21 protein-coding genes and 1 riboswitch are annotated in these 24,723 nt (G+C 67.3%); of the genes, 4 read left to right on the top strand and 17 right to left on the bottom strand.

What is annotated here, in order from left to right:
- Position 1: 1 nt before the first annotated feature.
- The 13 genes from BCEP18194_RS07695 to BCEP18194_RS07635 all read right to left on the bottom strand — a co-directional run bounded on the left by BCEP18194_RS07695 (position 2) and on the right by BCEP18194_RS07635 (position 9,766).
- Positions 2–241, bottom strand: coding sequence for a BolA family protein (locus BCEP18194_RS07695; RefSeq protein WP_006477131.1), 240 nt, complete (start codon positions 239–241; stop codon positions 2–4).
- A gap of 56 nt (positions 242–297) precedes the next feature.
- Positions 298–1,053: an ABC transporter permease gene (locus tag BCEP18194_RS07690; protein ID WP_011350723.1), complete on the bottom strand. Its 756-nt coding sequence runs from the start codon at positions 1,051–1,053 to the stop codon at positions 298–300.
- Complete coding sequence (locus BCEP18194_RS07685; protein WP_011350722.1) at positions 1,050–1,976, bottom strand: ABC transporter ATP-binding protein; 927 nt, start codon at positions 1,974–1,976, stop codon at positions 1,050–1,052. The genes BCEP18194_RS07690 and BCEP18194_RS07685 overlap by 4 nt, the downstream gene beginning before the upstream one ends.
- Before the next feature lie 192 nt (positions 1,977–2,168).
- Entirely contained in the window at positions 2,169–2,444 is a 276-nt protein-coding gene (locus BCEP18194_RS07680; protein ID WP_011350721.1) for an STAS domain-containing protein, read from the bottom strand.
- Positions 2,441–3,070, bottom strand: a complete 630-nt coding sequence (locus BCEP18194_RS07675) for an MlaC/ttg2D family ABC transporter substrate-binding protein (protein WP_041492999.1) — start codon at positions 3,068–3,070, stop codon at positions 2,441–2,443. The genes BCEP18194_RS07680 and BCEP18194_RS07675 overlap by 4 nt, the downstream gene beginning before the upstream one ends.
- 111 nt (positions 3,071–3,181) lie before the next feature.
- On the bottom strand, positions 3,182–4,138 hold the full coding sequence (locus BCEP18194_RS07670; protein WP_011350719.1) for an MlaA family lipoprotein: 957 nt from the start codon (positions 4,136–4,138) through the stop codon (positions 3,182–3,184).
- Positions 4,139–4,169: 31 nt separating this feature from the next.
- Positions 4,170–4,730 (bottom strand): outer membrane lipid asymmetry maintenance protein MlaD, encoded by a 561-nt coding sequence (mlaD, locus tag BCEP18194_RS07665; RefSeq protein WP_041492723.1) that lies wholly within the window; start codon positions 4,728–4,730, stop codon positions 4,170–4,172.
- Positions 4,731–4,754: 24 nt separating this feature from the next.
- Positions 4,755–5,522: a lipid asymmetry maintenance ABC transporter permease subunit MlaE gene (mlaE, locus tag BCEP18194_RS07660; RefSeq protein WP_011350717.1), complete on the bottom strand. Its 768-nt coding sequence runs from the start codon at positions 5,520–5,522 to the stop codon at positions 4,755–4,757.
- Complete coding sequence (locus BCEP18194_RS07655) at positions 5,519–6,340, bottom strand: ABC transporter ATP-binding protein (RefSeq protein ID WP_011350716.1); 822 nt, start codon at positions 6,338–6,340, stop codon at positions 5,519–5,521. The genes mlaE and BCEP18194_RS07655 overlap by 4 nt, the downstream gene beginning before the upstream one ends.
- Positions 6,341–6,424: 84 nt before the next feature.
- The gene (gene thiE / locus BCEP18194_RS38935; RefSeq protein ID WP_011350715.1) at positions 6,425–7,549 is read right to left on the bottom strand and encodes a thiamine phosphate synthase; all 1,125 of its coding nucleotides are present in this window, start codon (positions 7,547–7,549) and stop codon (positions 6,425–6,427) included.
- The gene (locus tag BCEP18194_RS07645; protein WP_011350714.1) at positions 7,546–8,361 is read right to left on the bottom strand and encodes a thiazole synthase; all 816 of its coding nucleotides are present in this window, start codon (positions 8,359–8,361) and stop codon (positions 7,546–7,548) included. Before BCEP18194_RS07645 ends, thiE begins: the two co-directional genes overlap by 4 nt.
- 38 nt (positions 8,362–8,399) lie before the next feature.
- A complete protein-coding gene (gene thiS, locus BCEP18194_RS07640; protein WP_011350713.1) occupies positions 8,400–8,597 on the bottom strand; it encodes a sulfur carrier protein ThiS in 198 nt (65 codons plus the stop codon).
- 32 nt (positions 8,598–8,629) lie between these two features.
- The gene (locus BCEP18194_RS07635; protein WP_011350712.1) at positions 8,630–9,766 is read right to left on the bottom strand and encodes an FAD-dependent oxidoreductase; all 1,137 of its coding nucleotides are present in this window, start codon (positions 9,764–9,766) and stop codon (positions 8,630–8,632) included.
- Between the two features lie 225 nt (positions 9,767–9,991).
- Positions 9,992–10,115, bottom strand: a riboswitch (TPP riboswitch).
- A gap of 269 nt (positions 10,116–10,384) precedes the next feature.
- Here BCEP18194_RS07635 and BCEP18194_RS07630 point away from each other — a divergent pair.
- The 4 genes from BCEP18194_RS07630 to BCEP18194_RS07615 all read left to right on the top strand — a co-directional run bounded on the left by BCEP18194_RS07630 (position 10,385) and on the right by BCEP18194_RS07615 (position 15,760).
- Positions 10,385–12,154 carry an ABC transporter ATP-binding protein/permease gene (locus BCEP18194_RS07630; RefSeq protein WP_011350711.1) on the top strand — a complete coding sequence of 590 codons (1,770 nt, stop codon included), beginning with the start codon at positions 10,385–10,387 and terminating at the stop codon, positions 12,152–12,154.
- Positions 12,151–12,927, top strand: coding sequence for an SDR family NAD(P)-dependent oxidoreductase (locus BCEP18194_RS07625; protein WP_011350710.1), 777 nt, complete (start codon positions 12,151–12,153; stop codon positions 12,925–12,927). Before BCEP18194_RS07630 ends, BCEP18194_RS07625 begins: the two co-directional genes overlap by 4 nt.
- 228 nt (positions 12,928–13,155) lie before the next feature.
- A complete protein-coding gene (locus BCEP18194_RS07620; protein WP_011350709.1) occupies positions 13,156–14,418 on the top strand; it encodes an MFS transporter in 1,263 nt (420 codons plus the stop codon).
- 25 nt (positions 14,419–14,443) lie between these two features.
- Complete coding sequence (locus BCEP18194_RS07615; protein ID WP_011350708.1) at positions 14,444–15,760, top strand: D-amino acid dehydrogenase; 1,317 nt, start codon at positions 14,444–14,446, stop codon at positions 15,758–15,760.
- 128 nt (positions 15,761–15,888) lie between these two features.
- Here the strand turns inward: BCEP18194_RS07615 and thpR are convergent, their stop codons facing one another.
- The 4 genes from thpR to BCEP18194_RS07595 all read right to left on the bottom strand — a co-directional run bounded on the left by thpR (position 15,889) and on the right by BCEP18194_RS07595 (position 24,577).
- On the bottom strand, positions 15,889–16,467 hold the full coding sequence (thpR, locus tag BCEP18194_RS07610; RefSeq protein ID WP_011350707.1) for an RNA 2',3'-cyclic phosphodiesterase: 579 nt from the start codon (positions 16,465–16,467) through the stop codon (positions 15,889–15,891).
- The gene (locus tag BCEP18194_RS07605; protein WP_011350706.1) at positions 16,464–17,954 is read right to left on the bottom strand and encodes an alanine/glycine:cation symporter family protein; all 1,491 of its coding nucleotides are present in this window, start codon (positions 17,952–17,954) and stop codon (positions 16,464–16,466) included. Before BCEP18194_RS07605 ends, thpR begins: the two co-directional genes overlap by 4 nt.
- Positions 17,955–18,321: 367 nt before the next feature.
- Positions 18,322–19,788 carry a glutamate synthase subunit beta gene (locus BCEP18194_RS07600; RefSeq protein WP_011350704.1) on the bottom strand — a complete coding sequence of 489 codons (1,467 nt, stop codon included), beginning with the start codon at positions 19,786–19,788 and terminating at the stop codon, positions 18,322–18,324.
- 85 nt (positions 19,789–19,873) lie between these two features.
- The gene (locus tag BCEP18194_RS07595) at positions 19,874–24,577 is read right to left on the bottom strand and encodes a glutamate synthase-related protein (RefSeq protein ID WP_011350703.1); all 4,704 of its coding nucleotides are present in this window, start codon (positions 24,575–24,577) and stop codon (positions 19,874–19,876) included.
- Positions 24,578–24,723 lie beyond the last annotated feature (146 nt).

The raw sequence follows: 24,723 nt of genomic DNA, 5'->3' as shown, positions 1-24,723 counted from the left end.
TTTATGCGTTCTGCCATTCGGCGGGCGTCAGCGTTTTCATGCTGAGCGCGTGAATTTCCTGCTTCATGCGATCGCCGAGCGCCGCGTAGACGAGCTGGTGCCGCTGGATCGGCCGCTTGCCCTCGAAGGCCGCCGACACGATCGTCGCGAAGAAATGCTGGCCGTCGCCTTCGACTTCCAGATGTGTACAGGCGAGACCGCCGGCGATGTATTGCTTGACCTGTTCGGGAGTCGGCAACATGGTGTAAGGCTCCTGTCGGCGCGCGCCGCCCGGATGGCGGCCGCTGCCTGTCGATATCAATGACGCAGTTTGTAGCCGGTCGCGAGCAGCCGCATCGCAATCAGCGCGAGCAGCACGAAGAAACCGGTGACGATCGCGAGGCTCGCGAACGGGTTGATGTCGGACGCGCCGAAGAACCCGAAACGGAAGCCGTCGATCATGTAGAAAAACGGATTGAGACGCGAGATCTCGCGCCACACGGGCGGCAGCGAGTGCGTCGAATAGAACACGCCGGACAGGAACGTCAGCGGCATGATCAGGAAGTTCTGGAACGCGGCGAGCTGGTCGAACTTCTCGGCCCAGATCCCGGCGATCAGGCCGAGCGTGCCGAGGATCGCCGAGCCGAGCAGCGCGAACGCAATGATGAACAGCGGCGCCGCGAAATGCATCGGGATAAACCAGATCGTCACGACGAACACGCCCGTGCCGACCGCGAGGCCGCGCACCACGGACGCGAGCACGTACGCGCCGAAGATGTCGCGATACGACAGCGGCGGCAGCAGCATGAACACGAGGTTGCCGGTGATCTTCGACTGGATCAGCGACGACGAGCTGTTCGCGAACGCGTTCTGCAGCACGCTCATCATCACGAGGCCCGGCACGAGAAAGCTCACGTACTCGACGCCCGGATAGACCTCGACGCGGCCCGACAGCGCGTGGCCGAAAATCGTCAGATACAGCAGCGCCGTGACGATCGGTGCGCACACCGTCTGAAACGACACCTTCCAGAAACGCAGCAGTTCCTTGTAGAACAGCGTTTGAAACCCGCTCATGCCAATCCCTCGATGACGTCTGCCCCGTTCATCACCTGGACGAACACATCTTCGAGGTCGGCCTTGCGGACCTCGATCTCGTCGAACGTGCAGCCCGCCGCGCGGCATTGCGCGAGGATCCGCTCGACATCGTCGTAGCTCGTCAGGCGCAGCAGGTGCTCGCCCGGCGCGCGGGCGGCCGGGTCGGACTCCAGCCCGCGCAGCTCGGACGGCAGCGCGCCGGTTGCGAGGCGCAGGTAGAGCTGCAGCCCCGCGAAGCGGCGCAGCAGCGCGTCGGTGCGGTCGAGCGCAACCACTTCGCCACGGCGCAGCATCGCGATGCGGTCGCACAGCGACTCGGCTTCCTCGAGGTAATGGGTGGTCAGCACGATCGTGTGGCCTTCGCGGTTCAGGCGCGAGATGAATTTCCACAGCGTCTGGCGCAATTCGACGTCGACGCCGGCGGTCGGTTCGTCGAGCACGATCACGGGCGGCCGGTGCACGAGCGCCTGCGCGACCAGCACGCGGCGCTTCATCCCGCCCGACAGCGCGCGCATGTTCGCGTCGGCCTTCTCGGTGAGGTCGAGATTGGCCATCACTTCGTCGATCCAGTCGTCGTTGCGGCGCAGCCCGAAATAGCCGGACTGGATCCGCAGCGTCTCGCGGACGGTGAAGAACGGATCGAACACGAGTTCCTGCGGCACGACGCCGAGTGCGCGACGCGCGCCACGGAAGTCCTTGACGACGTCGTGACCACGCACCGAGATACTGCCTTCGTCGGCCCGGGCAAGCCCGGCGAGGATACTGATGAGCGTGGTCTTGCCTGCGCCGTTGGGGCCGAGCAGACCGAAAAACTCGCCTTCCTCGACCGACAGGCTGACGCCCTTGAGCGCCTGAAGCGATTTGTAGCGCTTCTTGACGTGACGGATTTCTATGGCTGACATGACTGTGCGCGACGCCAGGGCCGCGACGCCTATTCTGTGCTTGCTGCGAATGAAAATGGGGGCCGGACGCCGATTGGCTGCCCCGCAAAACGCTTGATTATAGGGCAAACCGGCTGGTGAAGCCGGTGCCGGAGGCACGCGGCCTGAAGCTTGCGCGCGCCGGGCGGCGCGGCAGGCTCCGGTCGGACAGGGTCAATGTCGCCCGGTGCCTTCGATGAGCGCGTCGACGCCGTAGGCGTGCGCGAGGCTGGCGAGCTTCGGAGGGAGATTGAGGATGTCGAGGGTCGTGCCGCGCGCTTTGGCGGCACGTTGCCATGCGAGCAGCACGGCGAGCGCGGACGAGTCGAACTGCGTCAGCGCCGCGCAATCGACGGCGGTCGCGCCCGCGCCGATGCGCGCAAGACCGTCCGCGAGCGCGGACTTCGCGCTCGCGACGGTCAGCGAGGAGCCGGCTTCGAAGCCGCTCACGACGCTTGCTTGCCGGCGGCAAGTTGCTGGTTGCGCTGCGTGAGGAACTGGATCAGGCCGTCCACGCCGCTTTGCTGGATCTTCTCGTTGAACTGCTGCTGGTACGTCTGGATCAGCCACGCGCCGAGCACGTTCAGGTCATACACCTTCCAGCCGTTGGCCGACTTGTACAGGCGGTAATCGATCTGGACCGGCTGGCCGTTGTTCATCGCGACCGTCTTGACCACGACATCGGTATCGGCCGGATCGGCGCGGAACGGCGGGTACTGGATCTGCTGATCCGGCTTCAGCTGCGCCAGCGCGCCCGAATACGTGCGGATCAGCAGCAGCTTGAACTGCTCCTGAACCTGCTGCTGCTGCTCGGCCGTCGCGGTGCGCCAGTTGCGGCCCATCGCGAGCTGCGTGGTGCGGCGGAAATCGGTGTACGGCAGGATGTCCTTGTTGACGATCGTAATGATGCGATTGGTGTCGCCCTGCTTGATCGTCTGCTGTTTGACTTCGTCGAGCACCTGCTGCGTCGCCGTCTTGATCAGCGCTTGCGGGTTCGACTGGTCGACTTGCGCGTGGGCTGCGCTGCCGAACGAGAACAGCGCCGCGAATACGGGGATCAGGAACAGTTTTTTCATCATAGTGACCTGCATGAATGAGTCGATGCGGAGGTTGGAGCAGGTAGCTTACGCGCAAGTTCGCGCACGCTACCGACTGAATCGTTTCCGGCTGTAACGAATGTAAATCCGTCAGTGCAGCCGGATGCTCGGGAAGCGGAACCCGCCCGGCGACGGCGGCGCCACCTGCATCGCCGGCACGTTCGTTTCGCTCGCCGGGTTCGGCGATTCGGCCGTGCCCGATGCCGGTGCGGCCACTGCCGCGCCCGATGCACCCGCCGGCGCCGTTGCGCCGCCCACCGCTGCCGCGCCCGCCGTACCGGCTGCCGCCGGTGCCGCGCCGTCCTCCGGCAGGTCGTACTTCGGCAGCGCGTCGTTGCTCGACGTCGCGGCCGCCTCGCCGCGCGCGTTGCTGATCAGCATCTGACGACGCTGCAGGTACGCGTTACGCACGAACGAATACTTGTCGAGCGCCGCGGCATCCAGCACGTCGCCTGCACCGAGCAGGTTCGAACGCGTGTTGACGAGGTTGACGCCGAACAGGCCCCAGCTCAGGCCATCCGGCTTCACGTAGGTGAGCGGGTTGCCGACGTAGTCGACGCCCAGGCCGGCCGTGTCGCGCAGCGTGCTCGGGCCGAGCAGCGGCAGCACGAGATACGGGCCCGACGGCATGCCGTAGCGGCCCATCGTGATCCCGAAGTCGGCCGTGTGCTTCGGCAGCTTCGCGATCGTCGCGACGTCGAACAGGCCGCCGACACCGAACACCGTGTTGATCACGACGCGCATGATGTCGCCGACACCGTCCGCGATCCGCAGCTGCACGATGTTGTTCGCCGCGATGTAGACGTCGCCGATGTTCGAGAAGAAGTTCGTCACGCTGTCGCGCACCGGCTGCGGCACCACGTACTGGTAGCCCTTCGCGACCGGCTTCAGCGCATATGTATCGACCGTATCGTTGAACTTGTACATCGACCGGTTGAAGCCTTCGAGCGGATCACCCTTGGTCGGCGTCTGCACGGTCGCGCAGCCGCTCAACGCGGCGACTGCCGCTACCGCCAGCGCGGCCTGCCTGATGCGGATCGTCTGCATGGTCATTACCCTCTTGTTTTCTCTCGTGTGGTTATTGGGCCGCCGAACCGGACGCAGCGGACACCGCCGACGCCGGCACCGCCACCGGTGCCGGTGCAGCCGGCGCACCGGCTGCCGGCTTCGCCCCACCCGCATCGGCAGCCTTGCTGTACAGGAACTGGCCGATCAGGTTTTCGAGCACGATCGCCGATTGCGTCATCGTGATCGTATCGCCCGTCTTCAGCATTTCGGTGTCACCGCCCGGATCCAGACCGATATATTGCTCGCCGAGCAAGCCCGACGTCAGGATCTTCGCCGACGAATCCTTCGGGAATTGATACTGGCCGTCGACATCGATCGTGACAAGTGCCTGATACGTATTCGTGTCGAAGCCGATCGTCTTCACGCGGCCGACCACGACACCCGCGCTCTTCACGGCCGCACGCGGCTTGAGCCCGCCGATATTGTCGAATTTCATCTTCACCGAGTAGGTCGGCTGAAACGACAGCGAGCTCATGTTGCCGACCTTCAGCGCCAGGAACAGCACCGCAAGGAAGCCCACCACCACGAACAGGCCGACCCAGAAGTCGAGAGCAGTCTTTTTCATCGTCATCCCAAAATTTGGCTTGGCTGAGGCTTAGCTGAACATCAGCGCGGTCAGCAGGAAATCGAGGCCGAGTACGGCGAGCGACGCGAACACGACCGTCTTGGTGGTCGCGCGCGACACGCCCTCAGGCGTGGGCTTCGCTTCATACCCTTGATACAGCGCAATGAAGGTCACGGCGAACCCGAACACGATGCTCTTCAGCACGCCGTTGCCGACGTCGGCCCAGACCTGCACGCCGCCCTGCATCTGCGACCAGAACGCCCCCGGATCGACGCCGATCAGCACGACGCCGACGAAGTAGCCGCCGAGCACGCCGACCGCGTTGAAGATCGCGGCCAGCAGCGGCATCGCGATGATGCCCGCCCACATGCGCGGCGCGATCACGTTCTTGATCGGGTCCACCGCCATCATTTCGAGCGCGGTGAGCTGCTCGCCGGCTTTCATCAGACCGATCTCGGCCGTGAGCGACGTGCCCGCGCGGCCCGCGAACAGCAGCGCGGTGACGACCGGCCCCAGCTCACGCACCAGCGACAGCGCGACCAGCAGGCCGAGCGCCTGCTCGGAACCATAGCGGTTCAGCGTGTAATACCCCTGCAGGCCGAGCACGAAGCCGACGAACAGCCCCGACACGGCAATGATCACGAACGAATAGTTGCCGAGGAAGTGGATCTGCTTCGTGACCAACCGCGGCCGGCGCAGCAGCGGGAAGAATTCCAGCACGAGGCGCACGAACAGCCGCGTGCCGTAGCCCGTGCGCTCGAGGCCGCCGATGACGTAACGTCCGATCGCGCTGATCATGCGCGCCCTCCGCCGAGCCCGAAATCCGCTGCGAGCGGCGGGCTCTGGTAATGAAATTTGAACGGGCCGTCCGGCGCGCCGTCGATGAACTGCCGCACGCTCGGATCGGTCGATGCGCGCAGCTCGTCGGGCGTACCCTGCGCGAGCACGCCGCCGTTGGCCAGGAAATACACGTAGTCGGCGATCGCGAACGATTCCGGCACGTCGTGCGTGACGAGGATCGACGTGGCGCCCAGCGCCTGGTTCAGCGTGCGGATCAGGTTCGCGGTGATGCCAAGCGAGATCGGATCGAGGCCCGCGAACGGCTCGTCGTACATGATGAGCTGCGGATCGAGCGCGATCGCGCGTGCCAGCGCGATGCGGCGCGCCATCCCGCCCGACACTTCGGACGGCATCAGGTCGCGCGCACCGCGCAGCCCGACCGCGTTGAGCTTCATCAGCACGAGGTCGCGGATCAGGTCTTCAGGCAGGTCGGTGTGCTCGCGCAGCGCGAACGCGACGTTCTCGAACACCGACATGTCGGTGAACAGCGCGCCGAACTGGAACAGCATGCCCATCTTGCGGCGCAGCGCGTACAGGCCGTCGCGCGTTTGCGCGCCGACGTCGGCGCCGTCGAACAGCACCTGGCCGCGGCGCGCGCGCACGAGGCCGCCGATCAGGCGCAGCACGGTCGTCTTGCCGCAACCCGACCCGCCCATGACCGCAACCACCTGCCCACGCCCGAAGCGCAGGTTCAGGTTGGACAGGACGAGGCGGTCGCCGTAGCCAAAGTCGACGTCGCGAAGTTCCAGCAGTGTCTCGGTAGGAGTGGGGCTCACGGAGCGGACAGTCCTTTTACGCAGAACGCCGAATTATAGGGCCTGCCTTGGAATGATGTCGTGACGCCGCTTCAGCCCCTGCGGTCAATGATTGTCAAATTGTCCGGGAAAACATTGCTGCAGCGCAGCAACGGCAGCCCGATAGTCGGTCGCGCCCGTCACCGCACTGACCACCGCGACACTGCCGACGCCCGTTGCCAGCACGGCCGGCAGCGCGTCGAGCCCCACCCCGCCGATCGCGACGAGCGGCGCCTGGGCGCCCGCGAAGTGCGCATAACGGGCGATCCGGGCGAGGCCCTGTGGCGGCGCAGCAACGGCCTTGGTCGCGGTCGCGTACACGGGGCCGAGCGCGAGGTAGCTCGGGCGCTCATGCAGCGCCCGCAACATTTCGTAATAACCGTGGCTCGAAAGTCCGAGCCGCAAGCCCGCGCGCGCAATCGCGGCCAGATCGGCCGTTTCGAGGTCTTCCTGACCGAGGTGAACACCATACGCACCTTCATCTGCAGCGATCTGCCAGTGATCGTTGATGAACACACGCGCATCGGGATGGCGGCGCCCAGCCGCGACCGCGCGGGCGATTTCCCGCCGCAAGGTGTCCGGCGTCGCGCCTTTCACACGTAGTTGCACGGTCAGCACGCCGCAATCGAGCACGCGCTCGACCCATTCGGCATCCGGCACGACTGGATAAAGGCCAAGCTGCTCGGGGCACGGCGCGAACGCGGGTTCGGGCGCGGCCGGCAGCCCGGCGATCCGCGGGAACCGCGTGGCGTCGACCGGCCACGCGTCGGCGCCGCGCGTTTCATCGCCGTCGCGCCAGGCCAGCGCCAGCACCAGCGCATCGACCGGCGCAAAGCCGCAATCGAGGAATGCGGCAAGCGCCGCGATCCAGTCGTCCCCGAGCGGATGCGCGGCGGCGAGCGCGTAGCGCGCGCCCGCCGTATGCAGCACTGCGCCCTGCTCGTCGAATTCGATCGCGACCGCGCCCGGTGCAGCGGGCCGCGACGCAGCCGACGCGCGCGCCTGCGCGGCACGGTCGCCGGACGAGACGATCAGCACATCGCCATCGGCCGGCACATCGGGCACCGCAACGCAAAGCCGCCACGGCGCCGCACCGTCCGGCCAGTCGCCGAGCCGCGCGCGAATCCGTTCGGCCGCTTCGGCCAGTTCGTCGGCCGGCGGCCAGAATGCATCGGCGAAACGCGCGCTCATGCGCCGCCCCCGTCCTGGTGCCAGAACGGCATGCCGACGACCGGCGTGCTCGCATGCGCGGTCTCGCGTGCATCCATCGGCCCGGCGAGATAGGCAGCACGGCCGGCCTCGACGCCCTGCGCGAACGCGCGCGCCATGATCTCGGGGTGCGTGGCCTGCGACACGGCGGTGTTCAGCAACACACCATCGAAGCCCCACTCCATCACCTGGCACGCGTGCGACGGCACGCCGAGCCCGGCGTCGACAATCAGCGGCACGTCGGGCAGCCGTTCGCGCAGCACGCGCAGGCCATACGGGTTCACGACGCCCTTGCCCGTGCCGATCGGCGCGCCCCACGGCATCAGCGCCTCGCAGCCGACGTCGAGCAGGCGCCGGCCGATCACCAGATCCTCGGTGCAGTACGGCAGCACCTTGAAACCGTCCTTGACCAGTTGCGCGGCCGCTTCGATCAGGCCGACCGGGTCGGGCTGCAGCGTGTAGTCGTCGCCGATCAGTTCGAGCTTGATCCAGTCGGTGCCGAAGACTTCGCGCGCCATGTGCGCGGTCGTCACCGCTTCGGCGACGGTCTGGCAGCCGGCCGTGTTCGGCAGCAGCGGCACCGCGTGGCGCTTGAGCAGGTCGAAGAAGCCGGCTTCGGCCGTGCCGCCCGTCATCTGGCGGCGCAGCGCGACCGTCACCATCCCCGGCCGCGACGCGGCGATCGAATCGGACAGCGACTGCAGCGACGGATAGCGCGACGTGCCGATCAGCACGCGGCTTGCGAAGGTTTCGCCGTACAGCGTCAACGCGTCGGCGGAGGTGAGGGACGTCATGTCGTTTTCCTGAAAGAGCGGGGACGAACCGGCGGCGCTCAGCCGCCCGCGACCGGGTGCACGACGTCGAGCTTGTCGCCCGCCGCGAGTGCGCGCGCCGCGTGCTGCGTGCGCGCGACGAAGTTGCCGTTCAGCGCGACCGCGTACGGCGGACGCGCGCCGTACGCGGCGAGCGCGTCGGCCACCGTTGCGCCGTCGGGCAACGTCAGGTTCTGTTGGTTGATCTGGATATCCATGAGGCTTCGTCGAATTCGGTCGGCAGCACGCGTCAGGCCGGCTGGCGCGCGTCGTTGCGGTGATGAAGGAGCGTCGGCCAGCGCTCGGCGTCGCGCCACGCGGCGAACGCGTCGGCATCGCCGAACGCGCCGCCGAGTGCGGCTTCGGCGACCGCGACCGCCGCGTGCGCGACTTCCGGCGCGATCATGAAGCCGTGCCGGTACAGGCCGTTGACGGCGAGCGTCGACGCGCCGTCCCAGATTACCGCCGGGCGATGATCGGGCAGCGTCGGCCGGCACTGCGCATTGAGTTCGAGGATGCGCGCCTCGCCGAACGCCGGATGCACGGAGAACGCCGCACTCAGCAGCTCGAGCGCGGAGCGCACGCTGACGGGCGACATGTCCTCGCCCTCCACCTCGGTCGCGCCGATCACATAGAGATCGTCCTGCTTCGGCGCGATGTACAGCGGGTAGCGCGGATGCAGCAGCCGCACGGGCCGGGTAAGCCCGATGCCGGGCGCGTGCACGCGCGCGACTTCGCCGCGGATGCCGCGCAACGCGGGCAGCGCGGGTTTCGCGCCGAGCCCGCGGCAATCGATCGTGAAATGCGCGGCGGGCAGGTTCGCCTCGTCGATCGTGACGTGCCAGTGCAGGTCGACGCCGCGCTCGACGAGGCCCGCCGCGAGCGCGCGCAGCGCCTGGCGATTGTCGAGCTGGCCTTCGTTCGGCAGCAGCAGGCCGCGCGCGAAGCGGCCCGCGAGCACCGGCTCGGCCGCGTCGACCTGCGCGCCGGCAAGCGTCACGAAACCGCGGTCGAACAGGTCGGCCGGCGCGTTCGCGCGCACGCGCCGCTCGAACAGCGGCGCCTCCGCGCGGTCCGCGTGGTGCCAGACGACGAGCGTGCCGTGATGCTGGAAGAAGACGGGTTCGGGCAGTTCCGCGAGCCATTGCGGCCAGCGCGCGAGCGACGCGGCACCCAGCTCGGTGATCAGCAGCTCCGCGCTCGCCGCTTCCGCGAGCGGCGCGAGCATCGCGGCCGCGATCCACGCGGCCGACTGCTCGCCGTCCGGGCCGCCGCGCTCGTAAAGCGCGACGCGATGCCCGTCGCCCGCGAGCCGCCAGGCGATGAGGCGGCCGACGAGGCCGCCGCCGAGCACGGCGAAATCAGGTCGGGAATCCCGGGCGTTCATCGTGCCCCCTTCGCGCAAGCACGCACGACGAGCGTCGACGTGTACGCGCCGCCGCATGCGAATGCACGCGACATCGGGCCAGGAACCATGCAAAAGACTGAAGATTGTGCGGTCATCATTCCTTCCGTAACGCGCAATGCGCGTACCCAAAAGGACGAAACCGGCAGCAAAGGCCGGCCGGGCGGAACAAGGGCGCTGACCATGTGGGATGGCAGCCAGCGCGGCCCGGCGGGTTCAGAAACTTCCCTCGCCGGTATTACCCGGATCGGGTGCAAAGGGTTTTTCTCAGCCTCATCGCGCTGCCCGGAACATCCGCCGGCCGCGCCACGAAGCACCCCTGTTTCGTCGTCGGCCATTAGACCATAAAAGCGGAAAGCGCCGCAAACTGTCCCCCTTGCGGCAAATTCGCCGTCGTGCCGCGCCGCTCTGGCACAATGCCCGCAGGCCGGCCGCGCGAGCGGCCGGTTGCCGCGTCACCGCCGGCCTTAAGTGCCGTTTAAGACGCGCGGGCGACCATCCGGACGCCCGCCGTCAGTCGGCGCCGCGTCCCGGCATGCCGTATCGCGGCGCGCGCCCGGCTTCGCCCGGCCCGCACGCCGGCTACTCATCAGGAAGCACATGACCCAATCGATCGATCCCGTCCGCTCCGCCTCCGACGCGCCGCAGGACGAGCGTCCGGTATCCGCATGGAGCCTCATCAAGCCCTACTGGGTATCGTCCGAATGGAAAATCGCATGGGGGCTGCTGGTCACGATCATCGCGATCAACCTCTGCGTCGTCTGGATCAACGTCCGGCTGAACAAGTGGAACGCGGAGTTCTACAACGCGCTGCAATCGAAGGACGTCCACGACTTCCCGAACCTGCTGATGCAGTTCTCCGCGCTCGCGTTCGCCTTCATCATCCTCGCCGTGTACGGCCGCTACCTGCGGCAGATGCTCGGCTTCCGCTGGCGCCAGTGGCTCACCGACCGCTTTCTCGGCCAGTGGCTCGGCGATCGCGCGTTCTACCGGATCGAGCGTGACCGCCTCGCCGACAACCCCGACCAGCGGATCACCGACGACCTCCAGTCGTTCGCGACGACCACGCTCGCGCTATCGCTCGACCTGCTGTCGACGGTCGTCACGCTCGTGTCGTTCATCACGATCCTGTGGTCGCTCGCCGGCGCGCTGACGGTTTCGCTCGGCGCGACGCCGATCGCGATCCCCGGCTACATGGTGTGGGCGGCCGCGCTGTACGCGGTGATCGGCTCGCTGATCATCCAGAAGGTCGGCCATCCGCTCGTGTCGATCAACTACCAGCAGCAGCGCGTCGAGGCCGACTTCCGCTTCGGGCTGATCCGCGTGCGCGAGAACGCCGAGCAGATCGCGTTCTACGACGGCGAGAAGACCGAGACCGGCAACGCGCAGAACCTCTTCGCGCGCATCCGCGACAACTGGTGGCGCGTGATGAAGTACACGAAGCGGCTCACGTTCGTGCTGAGCTTCTACGGGCAGATCGCGATCATCTTCCCGCTCGTCGTCGCCGCGCCGCGCTATTTCGCGGGCGCGTTCTCGTTCGGCGTGCTGATGCAGATCTCGTCCGCGTTCGGCACCGTCAGCGATTCGTTCTCGTGGTTCATCAACAGTTACTCGACCCTCGTCGAATGGCGCGCCACCGTCAACCGTCTGCGCGAATTCAAGCGCGTGATGGGCACGTCGCACCTGAAGGAAAGCCTGTCGCCCGCGACCGAGCACGGCGGCATCAACCTGCACTACGTCGACGACGCGAAGCTGTCGACGTCGTCGCTCAAGCTCGCGCTGCCGAACGGCAACGCGCTCGCGAACATCGGCAGCGTCACGATCGAGCCCGGCTCGCGCTGGCTCGTGATCGGCAAGTCGGGTTCCGGCAAGAGCACGTTCATGCGCGCGCTCGCGGGCCTGTGGCCATTCGGCGACGGTGCGATCGATGCGCCGGTCGGCGCGCGGATGATGTTCGTGCCGCAGACGAGCTATCTGCCGATCGGCACGCTGAAGGCCGCGCTCACCTATCCGGCGACACCCGATACGTTCAGCGACGATGCCTGCCGCGACGCGCTGCGTGCATGCCGCCTCGAGGATTACGTCGACCGCCTCGACGAGACCGCGCACTGGACCCGCGTGCTGTCGCCGGGCGAACAGCAGCGCCTGGCCGGTGCGCGCGTGCTGCTGCACAAGCCCGACTTCCTGTTCCTCGACGAAGCGACCAGCGCGCTCGACGCCGACAACGAAGCACGCCTGTATCACCTGTTCGCCGAACGGCTGCCGAAGGCCGCGATCGTCAGCATCGCGCACCGCGAGTCACTGGCCGCGTTCCACGTCGGCACGATCAACGTCGAGCGCGTGAACGACAGCGACAAGGTCGCGGCTTGAGCGCACGCGCCGCGCACATCGCACGGATCGCGCTGATCACCGGCGCGGGTTCCGGGATCGGCGCGGCGCTCGCGCGGCGGCTCGCGGCACCCGGCATCGCGTTGGCGCTGCATGCGCGCGGCGCGGACGAAGCGGCGCGCGACCGGCTCGCCGAAGTCGCCCACACTTGCACGGCGGCGGGTGCGGAATGCGTCACGCTCACCGGCGATCTCGGTGAACCGGGCGTCGCCGCGTCGCTCGTCGACGCAACCGTCGCGCACTTTGGCGGGCTCGATCAGCTCGTCGCCAATGCCGGCTTCGCCGCGCGGCAATCCTTTTCCGGTCTTTCCGCGGACGCGCTCGCGTCCGCCTTCGCGGCGATGCCCGGTGCGTTCTCCGCACTCGCGGGCCGCGCGCGGCCGCTGCTCGAAGCGTCGGCTGCGCCGCGGATCGTCGCGGTCAGCTCGTTCGTCGCGCACCGCTACCGCGCCGACGCGCCGTTCGCGGCCACCGCCGCGGCGAAGGCCGCGCTCGAATCGCTCGTGCGCACCGCCGCCGCCGAATTCGCCGCGCGCGGCATCACCGTCAACGCGGTCGCGCCGGGCTTCACGCGCAAGGACCACGGGCCGAGCGCCGGCAATGCCGCCGCGTGGGCGCAGGCCGAACAGGCGACACCGCTCGGCCGGATCGCCGAACCCGACGACGTCGCGGCACTGATCGTGTTCCTGCTGTCGGACGCCGCGCGACAGATCACCGGCCAGGTCATTCACGTCGACGGTGGCCTGACGCTCTGAGGCAAATGCCGGCGCGCCTGCCGGCGCGTGGATCGTCACCGTCACCAGGGCCTGCATCGCCCCCACGCGCGATCGGCCGTCACGCCTTCCCCGAACGAACGCCCACCGCCCTCGCCATTCATCGCGCCGCCGCGCACCTGCACTCACCTTTTTGGCACCCCGCATCCCGCCCGTAAAATAGCCGCCAGACGGCAAGCGCGAGACGGGACAAAAGAGGGGGCGGCAAGCATGCAGGCATTCCAGTGGTTCAACGAACTGTCGACGCGCGAGCGCAGGACGCTGTACGCCGGCTTCGGCGGCTACGCGGTCGATGCGTTCGACTTCATGATCTATTCGTTCCTGATTCCGACGCTGATCGCCACCTGGGGTATGACGAAGAGCGAGGCCGGGATGATCGCGACGAGCTCGCTGATCTCGTCGGCGCTCGGCGGCTGGGTCGCCGGCATCCTCGCCGACCGCTACGGCCGCGTGCGCGTGCTGCAGTGGACCATCGCGACGTTCGCGCTGTTCACGTGCCTGTCCGGTTTCACCCACTCGTTCTGGCAGTTGCTCGCGACGCGTACGCTGCAGGGCTTCGGCTTCGGCGGCGAATGGTCGGTCGTGACGATCATGATGGCCGAGACGATCCGCTCGCCCGAGCATCGCGGGAAGGCGGTCGGCACCGTGCAGAGCAGCTGGTCGTTCGGCTGGGGCGCGGCCGCGATCCTCTACTGGGCGTTCTTCGCACTGCTGCCCGAGCAGGTCGCCTGGCGCGCGTGCTTCTGGATCGGCATCCTGCCCGCGCTGTGGATCCTGTACATCCGCCGCAACGTCAGCGATCCCGACGTCTATACGGCCACCCGCCGCGCGCGCGACGAAGGCCGCGTGTCAGGCCACTTCCTCGAGATCTTCTCGCCGCCGCACCTGCGCGCGACGCTGTTCGGCAGCGCGCTGTGCACCGGCATGCTCGGCGGCTACTACGCGATCACGACGTGGCTGCCCACCTACCTGAAAACCGTCCGCCACCTGTCGGTGTTCAACACGAGCGGCTATCTCGTCGTGTTGATCGTCGGCTCGTTCGTCGGCTATGTGGTCGGCGCGATCCTGTCCGACCGGCTCGGCCGCCGCGCGTCGTTCATCCTGTTCGCGATCGGCTCGTTCTCGCTCGGCATGGCGTACACGATGCTGCCGATCACCGATACCGCGATGCTGCTGCTCGGCTTCCCGCTCGGCATCGTCGTGCAGGGGATCTTCGCGGGCGTCGGCGCGTACCTGTCGGAGCTGTATCCGGGCGCGATCCGCGGGTCGGGCCAGGGCTTCTGCTACAACCTCGGGCGCGGGCTCGGCTCGTTCTTCCCGATCCTCGTCGGCTCGCTGTCGCAGTCGATGTCGCTCGTGAAGGCGATCGGCCTCGTCGCGGGCGGCGGCTACCTGCTCGTGATCGTCGCCGCGCTCGTGCTGCCGGAAACGCGCGGCAAGTCGCTCGTCGACGATCCGGCCGTCGCGTCGTGAGCCACCGCTTCGTTCCGGAAACCGCATGCACGTGATCGTTCTCGGCGCCGGCGTGATCGGCGTCGCCACCGCCTGGCACCTGCGCGAAGCAGGCTGCGACGTCACCGTGATCGAGCGCGAGGCCGATGTCGCGCAGGCGACGAGCCTCGGCAACGCGGGCGTGATCGCCCCCGGCTACGTAATGCCGTGGGCCGCGCCCGGGATGCCCGGCAAGATCCTCAAGTACCTGTTCAAGCCCGCTTCGCCGCTGATCTTCCGGCCGACGCTCGACGCCGCGCAGTGGCGCTGGATCGCGCGCTGGCTGCGCGAATGCGAATTCGAGCGGTTCCGCGTGAACAAGCAGCGGATGCAGCGCATCGCGTACTACAGCCGCGCGTGCCTGCACGCGTTTCGCGAGCGTCATCCATTCGACTACGGCGCGAGCCGCGGCTACCTGCAACTGCTGCGCGGCGCGTTCGACGTCGAGATGGTGCAGCCCGCGTTGAAGGTGCTGCGCGACGCGGGCATCGCGTTTCGCGAACTCGACGCGGCCGGCTGCACGACGATCGAGCCGGGCTTGCGCTGGGCGCGGCAGGCCCCCGTTGGCGGCATCTACCTGCCCGACGACGAAGCCGGCGACTGCGCTCGCTTCACGCGCGAACTGCGGGCGCTGTGCGAGGCCAACGGCGTGACGTTCCGCTTTCGCACGGCAGTGCAGGCGCTCGACGTTGAAGCCGGCCGCGTGCGCGGCGTGCGGATCGTCGGCAGCGGCGACGAGGACGGCGGACCGAATCCGCACGCATCGAACGCCGGCGGCGAGCACCGCGACGCACGGCTCGCTGCCGACGCGATCGTCGTCGCGCTCGGCGTCGACAGCGCCGGCCTGCTGCGGCCGCACGGCATCGACGTGCCGTTGTATCCGGTGAAGGGCTACTCGGCGACGCTCGCCGTCGTCGACAATGAAAAGGCGCCGCGCGCGGCGCTGATGGACGAATCGCTGAAGACGGCGATCACGCGCTTCGGCCCGACGTTGCGCGTCGCAGGTACCGCGGAACTCGGCAACCGGCACGCAGCGCTGCGCCAGCAGGCGCTCGATACGCTGATGAAGGTGCTCGACGACTGGTTTCCGCACGCGGCCGATCGTGCGTCGGCGCGCTTCTGGGTCGGCCGCCGGCCGATGACGCCCGACGGGCCGCCGCTGCTCGGCGCGAGCGGGATCGGCGGGCTCTGGCTCAACGTCGGCCACGGCTCGACCGGGTGGGCGATGTCGATGGGATCGGGGAAGGTGGTGGCGGATCTCGTCACGGGGCGAGATCCGGAGATCGATCTGTCGGGGTTGACGCTCGCGCGCTACGACCGGTAGGCCCGGTAGGCCCGGTAGGCCCGGTAGGCCCGGTAGGCCCGGTAGGCCGGACGATACCGGCGACGCGATGCGATGCGCCGACGCAATACACATGACGCCCGGCAATCGCAACGCCGCTTGCAAGCCGCTCACTGCTCCGCCGGACCATCCGCGTCACCATCTGCCCGCGCGATCGGCGCCGACACGATCGGCCGATGCGACACGCCTTCATGCGACAACCGGCTTTCGAACAACGTAAGCGCATCGAAGCGCAGCGCAACCGGCCGCTTCACCGCGCCGCCGTGCGCCGGCTGCCCGACCGCATCGTGCGGCAGCCGCGCGAGCGTCACATGCGGGCGGAACGGCCGCCGGTCAGCCGGCACGCCGAGCTCGCGCAGCTTCGTCGACAGCGCAGCATTCAACGCCGCACACGCCGGCTCGGCGGCCAGTTCCGCGACGATCAGCCGCGCGCGCGGCAGGCTCGGCCACCACGCGATCCGTTCGACCGGCATCAACGGCAATGCATGCGCGGCCGCGAGCGCCGGCAGGCACGCGGCCAGCTCATCGCAGCACACCCGCTCGATCGCACCGACGAACGCGAGCGTCACATGCAGTTGCGCGGGCAGCGGACGCCGCGCGCCGCGGGTCACCGGCAACGCGTGCAGCGCGTCGCGCGATACCGCGTCGGGCATCAGCGCGACGAACACGCGCAGCCGGTCGCCGTTCATGACTCGCTCGCCACCGCGCGCGGCACGCGCGCCGGATCAGTCGCGGCCGGACGTTGCGGCAGCGGGCCATGCTCGCCCCACACGTCGGTCGGCAGCACGTTCGCGAGCTCCGGAATCGTGTTGCGCGTGAACACCGGATCGGCCACGCCTTCCGCGCGCTGGCGGCGATAGTCGCGCCAGGCCGCGTGCGCGTACTTGCCGAGCGCGAGGATCGCGATCAGGTTGATGATCGCCATCAGCCCCATGCTCGTATCGGCCATCGCCCACACGAGCGGCAGTTGCCCGACGCTGCCGAACATCACCATCGCGAGCACCGCGACACGGAACAGCGGCAGCACGCCGCGCCGCTTCGTGATGAATTCGACGTTGCCTTCCGCGTACGCGTAGTTGCCGATCACCGACGAGTACGCGAAGAAGAAGATCGCAAACGCCATGTAGATGCCGCCCCAGTCGCCGACGTGGCTCGCGATCGAGCGCTGCGTGAGCGCCGCGCCTTCCATGCCGGTGCCCAGCTCGTACTGGCCCGACAGCAGGATCACGAAGGCGGTCGCGCTGCAGATCACGACCGTGTCGACGAACACGCCGAGCATCTGGATCAGCCCCTGCACGACCGGATGCCGCGTGCTGGCGGTCGCCGCCGCGTTCGGCGCGCTGCCCATACCGGCCTCGTTCGAGAACAGCCCGCGCTTCACGCCCATCGCGACTGCCTGGCTGACCGCATAGCCCGTCAGGCCACCCGCCGCCTGTTCGAGACCGAACGCGCTCTTCACGATCAGCGCGATCACGCCCGGCACCAGCGCGATATGCGTCGCGACCGCATAGACGGCGAGCGCGAGGTAACCGATTGCCATCAGCGGCACGATCACCTGCGCAACCGCCGCGATCCGGCGAATCCCGCCGAAGATGATCGGCGCGGTCAGCAGCACGAGCCCGAGACCGACCGTCGCGCGGCTCCAGCCGAACGACGTGTCGAACGCATCGGCGATCGCATTGGCCTGCACCGCATTGAACACGAAGCCGAACGCGAGGATCAGCGACAGCGAGAACAGCACGCCGAAGCCGCGCGAGCGCAGGCCCGTCTGGATGTAGTACGCCGGGCCGCCGCGATAGCTGCCGTCCGGGTGCGACACCTTGAATATCTGCGCGAGCGTCGCCTCGACGAACGCGGACGACATCCCGACCAGCGCCGTCATCCACATCCAGAAGATCGCACCCGGCCCGCCGACCGTCAGCGCAACCGCGACGCCGGCGATGTTGCCGGTGCCGACGCGGCTCGCGAGCCCGGTCGCGAACGCCTGGAACGACGAGATGCTGCCCGGCTCGCCCTTGCTGCCGACCAGCTTCACGCTGAGGAATAGCGCCTTCAACTGGATCATCCGGAACCGCAGCGTGAACCACACGCCCACGCCGAGCAGCAGCGCGATCAGCACGTAGTTCCACAACACGCCGTTGACGGCGTCGATCAGCCCTTGCACGAGTGCTTCCATCCAGAATCCTTGTAAATAGGGTCAGTCACATGTGATGGCCGCTCGTTTCACGGCCGGAGGGGCGACATGATATGACAATTTGCAAGGATCATTACAAAACGAAAGATTTGAGATGACGGGAAATTACTGCCGGATGTGATCAGATTAGGCGACGCTTCGCGAAAATGCGGGAGCGTCAGGATCGTGACGCCGCGGCACCGAGCCGTGTCGTGGTGCGTTCGGCACGGCAGCCGGCGCACCGAAACGCCGGTCGGACGCCCGATACGGAACGCGCAGCGCACGCACGGCGCATCACCGAATCGCGCGCGCAAAAAAAACCGGGCGCCCTTTCGGACGCCCGGTTTCGACGACGGTTACCGCCCCGCGCTTATCGCGGCAGGTTCGAATGCCCCATCAGGTACGCATCGACCGAGCGCGCGCACTGGCGGCCTTCGCGGATCGCCCACACCACGAGCGACTGGCCGCGGCGCATGTCGCCCGCCGCGAACACCTTGTCGACCGACGTGTAGTACGAACGATCGCCTTCGGTCGCCGCACGCGCATTGCCGCGCGCATCCTTCGCGACGCCGAATGCCTCGAGCACGGGTGCCGCCGGCTGCGTGAAGCCCATCGCGAGCAGCACGAGGTCGGCCTTCATTTCGAACTCGGAGCCCGGCACTTCCTGCATCTTGCCGTCCTTCCACTCGACGCGCACCGCGATCAGCTTCTCGACCTTGCCGTTCTTGCCTTCGAGACGCTTCGTCGCGACTGCCCAGTCGCGCTCGCAACCTTCGTCATGCGACGACGACGTGCGCAGCTTGATCGGCCAGTACGGCCACACGAGCGGCTTGTTTTCCTCTTCCGGCGGCTGCGGCAGCAGCTCGAACTGCGTGACCTGCTTCGCACCGTGACGGTTCGACGTGCCGACGCAGTCCGAACCGGTGTCGCCACCGCCGATCACGATCACGTGCTTGCCCTTCGCGAGCAGCTGGTCGACGAGCTTGTCGCCCGCGTTCACGCGGTTCTGCTGCGGCAGGAAGTCCATCGCATAGTGAACGCCCGCGAGTTCGCGGCCCGGCACCGGCAGGTCGCGCGGCGTTTCCGAACCGCCCGCGATCACGACCGCGTCGAATTCTTCCTTCAGCGTCTCCGGCGAGATGGTCTCCTTCGCGAGGCTGCCGATCGACTCGGGCAGCGGATCCTTGCCGATGAACACGCTGGTCCGGAACGTCACGCCTTCCGCTTCCATCTGGCGCATGCGGCGGTCGATCAGCCACTTCTCGAGCTTGAAGTCGGGAATCCCGTAACGCAGCAGGCCGCCGACACGGTCGTTCTTCTCGAACACCGTCACGTCGTGGCCCGCGCGAGCGAGCTGCTGCGCGGCGGCGAGGCCCGCGGGGCCCGAGCCGACGACCGCGACCTTCTTGCCCGTCTTGTGCTCGGCCGGCAGCGGCTTCACCCAGCCTTCCGCCCAGGCCTTGTCGATGATCGCGTGCTCGATCGACTTGATGCCGACCGGGTCGTTGTTGATCCCGAGCGTGCAGGCTGCTTCGCACGGCGCCGGGCAGATGCGGCCCGTGAATTCCGGGAAGTTGTTGGTCGAATGCAGGACTTCGATCGCCTGCTGCCAGTCCTGGCGGTAAACGAGATCGTTGAAGTCAGGAATGATGTTGTTGACCGGGCAGCCGTTGTTGCAGAACGGGATGCCGCAATCCATGCAGCGCGCGCCCTGGACCTTCGCGTCCGCGTCGGTCAGTGCCGCGACGAATTCCTTGTAGTGCTTCACGCGCGTGAGCGGTGCTTCGTACGCCTCGTGGCGGCGTTCGAACTCCAGAAAACCGGTTGCCTTGCCCATAAGGTGCTCTTCTGTTCGGTGTATCGGGTGGGGGAGCCGCGCGCGGCAATCATGCGCGCGCGGCATTCGCTATGTCGTTCGTCGCTCAGGCGGCCAGTTCTTCCTTCGCTGCCTTCTTCGCACCGATCTCGCCCAGCGCGCGCTTGTATTCGTGCGGGAACACCTTCACGAACTGGCGGCGCGCCGCGTCCCAGTTTTCCAGCAGCGACTTCGCGCGCGGCGAACCCGTGAACTGGAAATGACGCTCGACGAGCCCCTTGAGCAGCGCTTCGTCCGTCGTGCCCGCATGCCAGAGCGCGCGGTCGACCGTGCGCTCCTGCTCGGCCTGCTGCAGCACCGGCTCGAGTGCGACCATCGACTTGTTGCACTTCGCCGCGAACGTGCCTTCCGGATCGTAGATGTACGCGAGACCGCCCGACATGCCGGCCGCGAAGTTGCGCCCGGTCTCGCCGAGCACGACGACCGTACCGCCCGTCATGTATTCGCAACCGTGGTCGCCCGTGCCTTCGACGACCGCCGTCGCACCCGAGTTGCGCACGCAGAAGCGCTCGCCCGCGACGCCGCGGAAGAACGACTCGCCTTCGATCGCGCCGTACATCACCGTGTTGCCGCAGATGATGTTTTCCTCGGACTTGCCGCGGAAGTCGTTGGTCGGACGGATGATGATCCGGCCGCCCGACAGGCCCTTGCCGACGTAGTCGTTGCCGTCGCCGACGAGGTCGAGCGTCACGCCCTTCGCGAGGAACGCGCCGAAGCTCTGGCCGGCCGTGCCCTTCAGCTGGATGTGCACCGCGTCGTCGGCCAGGCCGTCGTGGCCGTGCTTCTTCGCGATCACGCCCGACAGCATCGCGCCGACCGTCCGGTTGACGTTGCGCACCGGCTGGATGAACGACACATGCTCGCCGTTCTCGATCGCGGCCTTCGCCTTCTCGATCAGCACGTGGTCGAGCGCGCGCTCGAGGCCGTGATCCTGCACGTCGACGTGGCGCGGCGCGACGTCCTCGCATTCTTCCGGCTGGTAGAACACGCGCGAGAAGTCGAGGCCCTTCGCCTTCCAGTGCTCGATGCCCTTGCGGGTGTCGAGCAGGTCGGCACGGCCGATCAGGTCGTCGAACTTCGCGACGCCGAGCTGCGCCATGATCTCGCGCACTTCCTCGGCGACGAAGAAGAAGTAGTTCACGACGTGCTCGGGCTGGCCCTTGAACTTCGCACGCAGCACCGGATCCTGCGTCGCGACGCCGACCGGGCACGTGTTCAGGTGGCACTTGCGCATCATGATGCAGCCTTCGACGACGAGCGGTGCCGTCGCGAAACCGAATTCGTCCGCGCCGAGCAGCGCGCCGATCACGACGTCGCGGCCCGTCTTCATCTGGCCGTCGGCCTGCACGCGGATGCGGCCGCGCAGGCGGTTCAGCACCAGCGTCTGCTGCGTTTCGGCCAGGCCGAGTTCCCACGGCGTGCCCGCATGCTTGACCGACGACAGCGGCGACGCACCCGTGCCGCCGTCATGGCCGGCGATCACGACGTGATCGGCCTTCGCCTTCGCGACACCGGCCGCGACCGTGCCGACGCCCACTTCCGACACGAGCTTCACGGAGATGCTCGAGCTCGGGTTCACGTTCTTCAAGTCGTGGATCAGCTGCGCCAGATCCTCGATCGAGTAGATGTCGTGGTGCGGCGGCGGCGAGATCAGGCCGACACCCGGCACCGAGTAACGCAGCTTGCCGATGTATTCGGACACCTTGTGGCCCGGCAGCTGGCCGCCTTCACCCGGCTTCGCACCCTGCGCCATCTTGATCTGGATCTGGTCGGCCGACGCGAGGTACTCGGCGGTGACGCCGAAGCGGCCCGACGCGACCTGCTTGATCTTCGAGCGCAGCGAATCGCCGTCCTGCAGCGGAATGTCGCTGACGATTTCGTCGCCGATCACCGACTTCAGCGTCTCGCCGGCCTTGATCGGAATGCCGCGCAGTTCGTTGCGGTAGCGCTTCTGGTCCTCGCCGCCTTCGCCGGTGTTCGACTTGCCGCCGATCCGGTTCATCGCGACCGCGAGGGTTGCGTGCGCTTCCGTGCTGATCGAACCGAGCGACATCGCGCCCGTCGCGAAGCGCTTGACGATGTCCTTCGCCGATTCGACGTCGTCGATCGGGATCGCCTTGGTCGGCTCGACCTTGAACTCGAACAGGCCGCGGAACGTCATGTGACGCTTGGTCTGGTCGTTGATCAGGTGCGCGTATTCCTTGTACGTCTGGTACGAGTTGCTGCGCGTCGCGTGCTGCAGCTTCGCGATCGAATCCGGCGTCCACATGTGGTCTTCGCCGCGCACGCGGTACGCATACTCGCCGCCCGCGTCGAGCATGTCGCGCAGGACCGGGTTGTCGCCGAACGCATCGCGGTGCAGGCGGATCGCCTCTTCCGCGACTTCGAACAGGCCGATGCCGCCGACCTTCGACGCCGTGCCCTTGAAGTACTTCTCGACCAGGTCGCTCGACAGGCCGAGCGCTTCGAAGATCTGCGCACCCGTGTACGACATGTACGTCGAGATGCCCATCTTCGACATCACCTTCTGCAGGCCCTTGCCGACCGCCTTCGTGAAGTTGTAGACGGCCTTCTCCGGCGACAGGTCGCCCGGCAGCCCTTCGGCCATCTTCGCGAGCGTTTCCATCGCGAGGTACGGGTGCACGGCTTCCGCGCCGTAGCCCGCGAGCAGCGCGAAGTGGTGCGTTTCACGCGCGGAGCCCGTCTCGACGACGAGGCCCGTGCTCGTGCGCAGCCCTTGCTGGACGAGGTGCGAGTGGATCGCCGACGTGGCGAGCAGCGCCGGAATCGCGACATGCTCGGCGTCCGTCTTGCGGTCCGACACGATCAGCATGTTGTAGCCCGACTTCACCGCGTCGACGGCTTCCGCGCACAGCGACGCGAGGCGCGCCTCGATGCCTTCCTTGCCCCAGGCGACCGGGTAGCAGATGTTCAGTTCGTAAGCGCTGAACTTGCCGCCCGTGTACTGGTCGATCGCGCGGATCTTCGCGATGTCCTTGAAGTCGAGCACCGGCTGCGACACTTCGAGACGCATCGGCGGGTTGATGTTGTTCGTGTCGAGCAGGTTCGGCTTCGGGCCGATGAACGACACGAGCGACATGACCATGTTCTCGCGGATCGGGTCGATCGGCGGGTTCGTGACCTGCGCGAACAGCTGCTTGAAGTAGTGATAGAGCGTCTTGTTCTTGTTCGACATCACCGCGAGCGGCGAGTCGTTGCCCATCGAACCGACGGCTTCTTCACCCTGCTGGGCCATCGGCGCCATCAGGAACTTCAGGTCTTCCTGCGTATAGCCGAACGCCTGCTGGCGGTCGAGCAGCGCGGCGCCCTGCGTGCGGCCGGCCGCGACTTCCTCGGCCTTCGGCTCGATCTCGTCGAGCTTGATGCGCACGGCGTCGATCCAGCTCTTGTACGGCTTCGCGTTCGCGAGGTTGTCCTTGAGCTCCTTGTCGTCGATGATGCGGCCGTGTTCCATGTCGATCAGGAACATCTTGCCCGGCTGCAGGCGCCACTTCTTGACGATCTTCGATTCGGGGATCGGCAGCGTGCCGGCTTCCGACGCCATGATGACGAGGTCGTCGTCGGTCACGATGTAGCGCGCCGGGCGCAGGCCGTTACGGTCGAGCGTCGCGCCGATCTGGCGGCCGTCGGTGAACGCGATCGCGGCCGGGCCGTCCCACGGCTCCATCATCGCGGCGTGGTATTCGTAGAACGCGCGGCGGTTCTCGTCCATCAGCGTGTGCTGTTCCCACGCTTCCGGGATCATCATCATCACCGCATGCACGAGCGGGTAGCCGGCCATCACCAGCAGCTCGAGACAGTTGTCGAACGACGCGGTATCCGACTGGCCCGGGTAGATCAGCGGCCACAGCTTCGGCAGATCGTCGGCGAGCACGTGCGACGCGATCGCGCCGGTACGTGCGTTCAGCCAGTTCACGTTGCCCTTCACGGTGTTGATCTCGCCGTTGTGCGCGATCATCCGGTACGGGTGAGCCAGTTCCCACGCCGGGAACGTGTTGGTCGAGAAGCGCTGGTGCACGAGCGCGAGCGCCGACACGACACGCGTGTCCTGCAGGTCGCGGTAATACACGCCGACCTGGCCCGCGAGCAGCAGCCCCTTGTAGACGATCGTGCGCGCCGACATCGACGGCACGAAGTATTCCTTGCCGTGCTTGAGCTTCAGCGCCTGGATGCGGTGGCTCGCCGTCTTGCGGATCACGTACAGCTTCCGCTCGAGCGCGTCCGTCACCATGATGTCCTTGCCGCGGCCGATGAAGATCTGGCGGATCAGCGGCTCGCTCGCCTTCACGGTCGGCGAAATCGGCATCGCATGGTCGACCGGCACGTCGCGCCAGCCGAGCACGACCTGGCCTTCGGCCTTCACCGTCCGCTCGAGCTCCTGCTCGCACGCGAGACGCGATGCGTTTTCCTTCGGCAGGAAGATCATGCCGACCCCATATTCACCCGCCGGCGGCAGATTCACGCCCTGCTTCGCCATTTCCTCGCGATAGAACGCGTCCGGAATCTGGATCAGGATGCCAGCGCCGTCGCCCATCAGCGGATCGGCGCCGACCGCGCCACGGTGATCGAGGTTCTCGAGGATCTTCAGACCCTGCTGAATGATCTCGTGGCTCTTCTTGCCCTTGATGTGAGCGACGAAGCCGACGCCACAGGCGTCGTGTTCGTTTTGCGGGTCATACAGACCTTGTGCGGCGGGCACCGCGGCGAGCGGCTGCTGGTGGTCGTTCATGGGGACACCGTCGTAAAGGGGGCCTGGAGGCCGTTGAACCATTTTCTTGTTGCCGTCGATCCCGCTCCCGACGGGAGACGGCACGGCCGACAGTGGGTGGGCATGCTTCGCCCGGGCCACCGGAATTCGGAATATACGCGACGAAT

This window comes from Burkholderia lata, assembly GCF_000012945.1.
Taxonomy (GTDB): Bacteria; Pseudomonadota; Gammaproteobacteria; order Burkholderiales; family Burkholderiaceae; genus Burkholderia; species Burkholderia lata.
Note: the sequence above shows the minus strand (reverse complement) of the source record. Positions and strands in the feature narration are given on the sequence as shown.

What these genes read in the sequence shown, in the direction of transcription:
- BCEP18194_RS07695 (WP_006477131.1), bottom strand. Translation starts at nt 241, where the DNA reads ATGTTGCCGACTCCCGAACAGGTCAAGCAATACATCGCCGGCGGTCTC.
- BCEP18194_RS07690 (WP_011350723.1), bottom strand. Translation starts at nt 1,053, where the DNA reads ATGAGCGGGTTTCAAACGCTGTTCTACAAGGAACTGCTGCGTTTCTGG.
- BCEP18194_RS07685 (WP_011350722.1), bottom strand. Translation starts at nt 1,976, where the DNA reads ATGTCAGCCATAGAAATCCGTCACGTCAAGAAGCGCTACAAATCGCTT.
- BCEP18194_RS07675 (WP_041492999.1), bottom strand. Translation starts at nt 3,070, where the DNA reads ATGAAAAAACTGTTCCTGATCCCCGTATTCGCGGCGCTGTTCTCGTTC.
- BCEP18194_RS07670 (WP_011350719.1), bottom strand. Translation starts at nt 4,138, where the DNA reads ATGCAGACGATCCGCATCAGGCAGGCCGCGCTGGCGGTAGCGGCAGTC.
- mlaD (WP_041492723.1), bottom strand. Translation starts at nt 4,730, where the DNA reads ATGACGATGAAAAAGACTGCTCTCGACTTCTGGGTCGGCCTGTTCGTG.
- mlaE (WP_011350717.1), bottom strand. Translation starts at nt 5,522, where the DNA reads ATGATCAGCGCGATCGGACGTTACGTCATCGGCGGCCTCGAGCGCACG.
- thiE (WP_011350715.1), bottom strand. Translation starts at nt 7,549, where the DNA reads ATGAGCGCGCGTTTCGCCGATGCATTCTGGCCGCCGGCCGACGAACTG.
- BCEP18194_RS07645 (WP_011350714.1), bottom strand. Translation starts at nt 8,361, where the DNA reads ATGACGTCCCTCACCTCCGCCGACGCGTTGACGCTGTACGGCGAAACC.
- thiS (WP_011350713.1), bottom strand. Translation starts at nt 8,597, where the DNA reads ATGGATATCCAGATCAACCAACAGAACCTGACGTTGCCCGACGGCGCA.
- BCEP18194_RS07635 (WP_011350712.1), bottom strand. Translation starts at nt 9,766, where the DNA reads ATGAACGCCCGGGATTCCCGACCTGATTTCGCCGTGCTCGGCGGCGGC.
- BCEP18194_RS07630 (WP_011350711.1), top strand. Translation starts at nt 10,385, where the DNA reads ATGACCCAATCGATCGATCCCGTCCGCTCCGCCTCCGACGCGCCGCAG.
- BCEP18194_RS07620 (WP_011350709.1), top strand. Translation starts at nt 13,156, where the DNA reads ATGCAGGCATTCCAGTGGTTCAACGAACTGTCGACGCGCGAGCGCAGG.
- BCEP18194_RS07615 (WP_011350708.1), top strand. Translation starts at nt 14,444, where the DNA reads ATGCACGTGATCGTTCTCGGCGCCGGCGTGATCGGCGTCGCCACCGCC.
- thpR (WP_011350707.1), bottom strand. Translation starts at nt 16,467, where the DNA reads ATGAACGGCGACCGGCTGCGCGTGTTCGTCGCGCTGATGCCCGACGCG.
- BCEP18194_RS07605 (WP_011350706.1), bottom strand. Translation starts at nt 17,954, where the DNA reads ATGGAAGCACTCGTGCAAGGGCTGATCGACGCCGTCAACGGCGTGTTG.
- BCEP18194_RS07600 (WP_011350704.1), bottom strand. Translation starts at nt 19,788, where the DNA reads ATGGGCAAGGCAACCGGTTTTCTGGAGTTCGAACGCCGCCACGAGGCG.
- BCEP18194_RS07595 (WP_011350703.1), bottom strand. Translation starts at nt 24,577, where the DNA reads ATGAACGACCACCAGCAGCCGCTCGCCGCGGTGCCCGCCGCACAAGGT.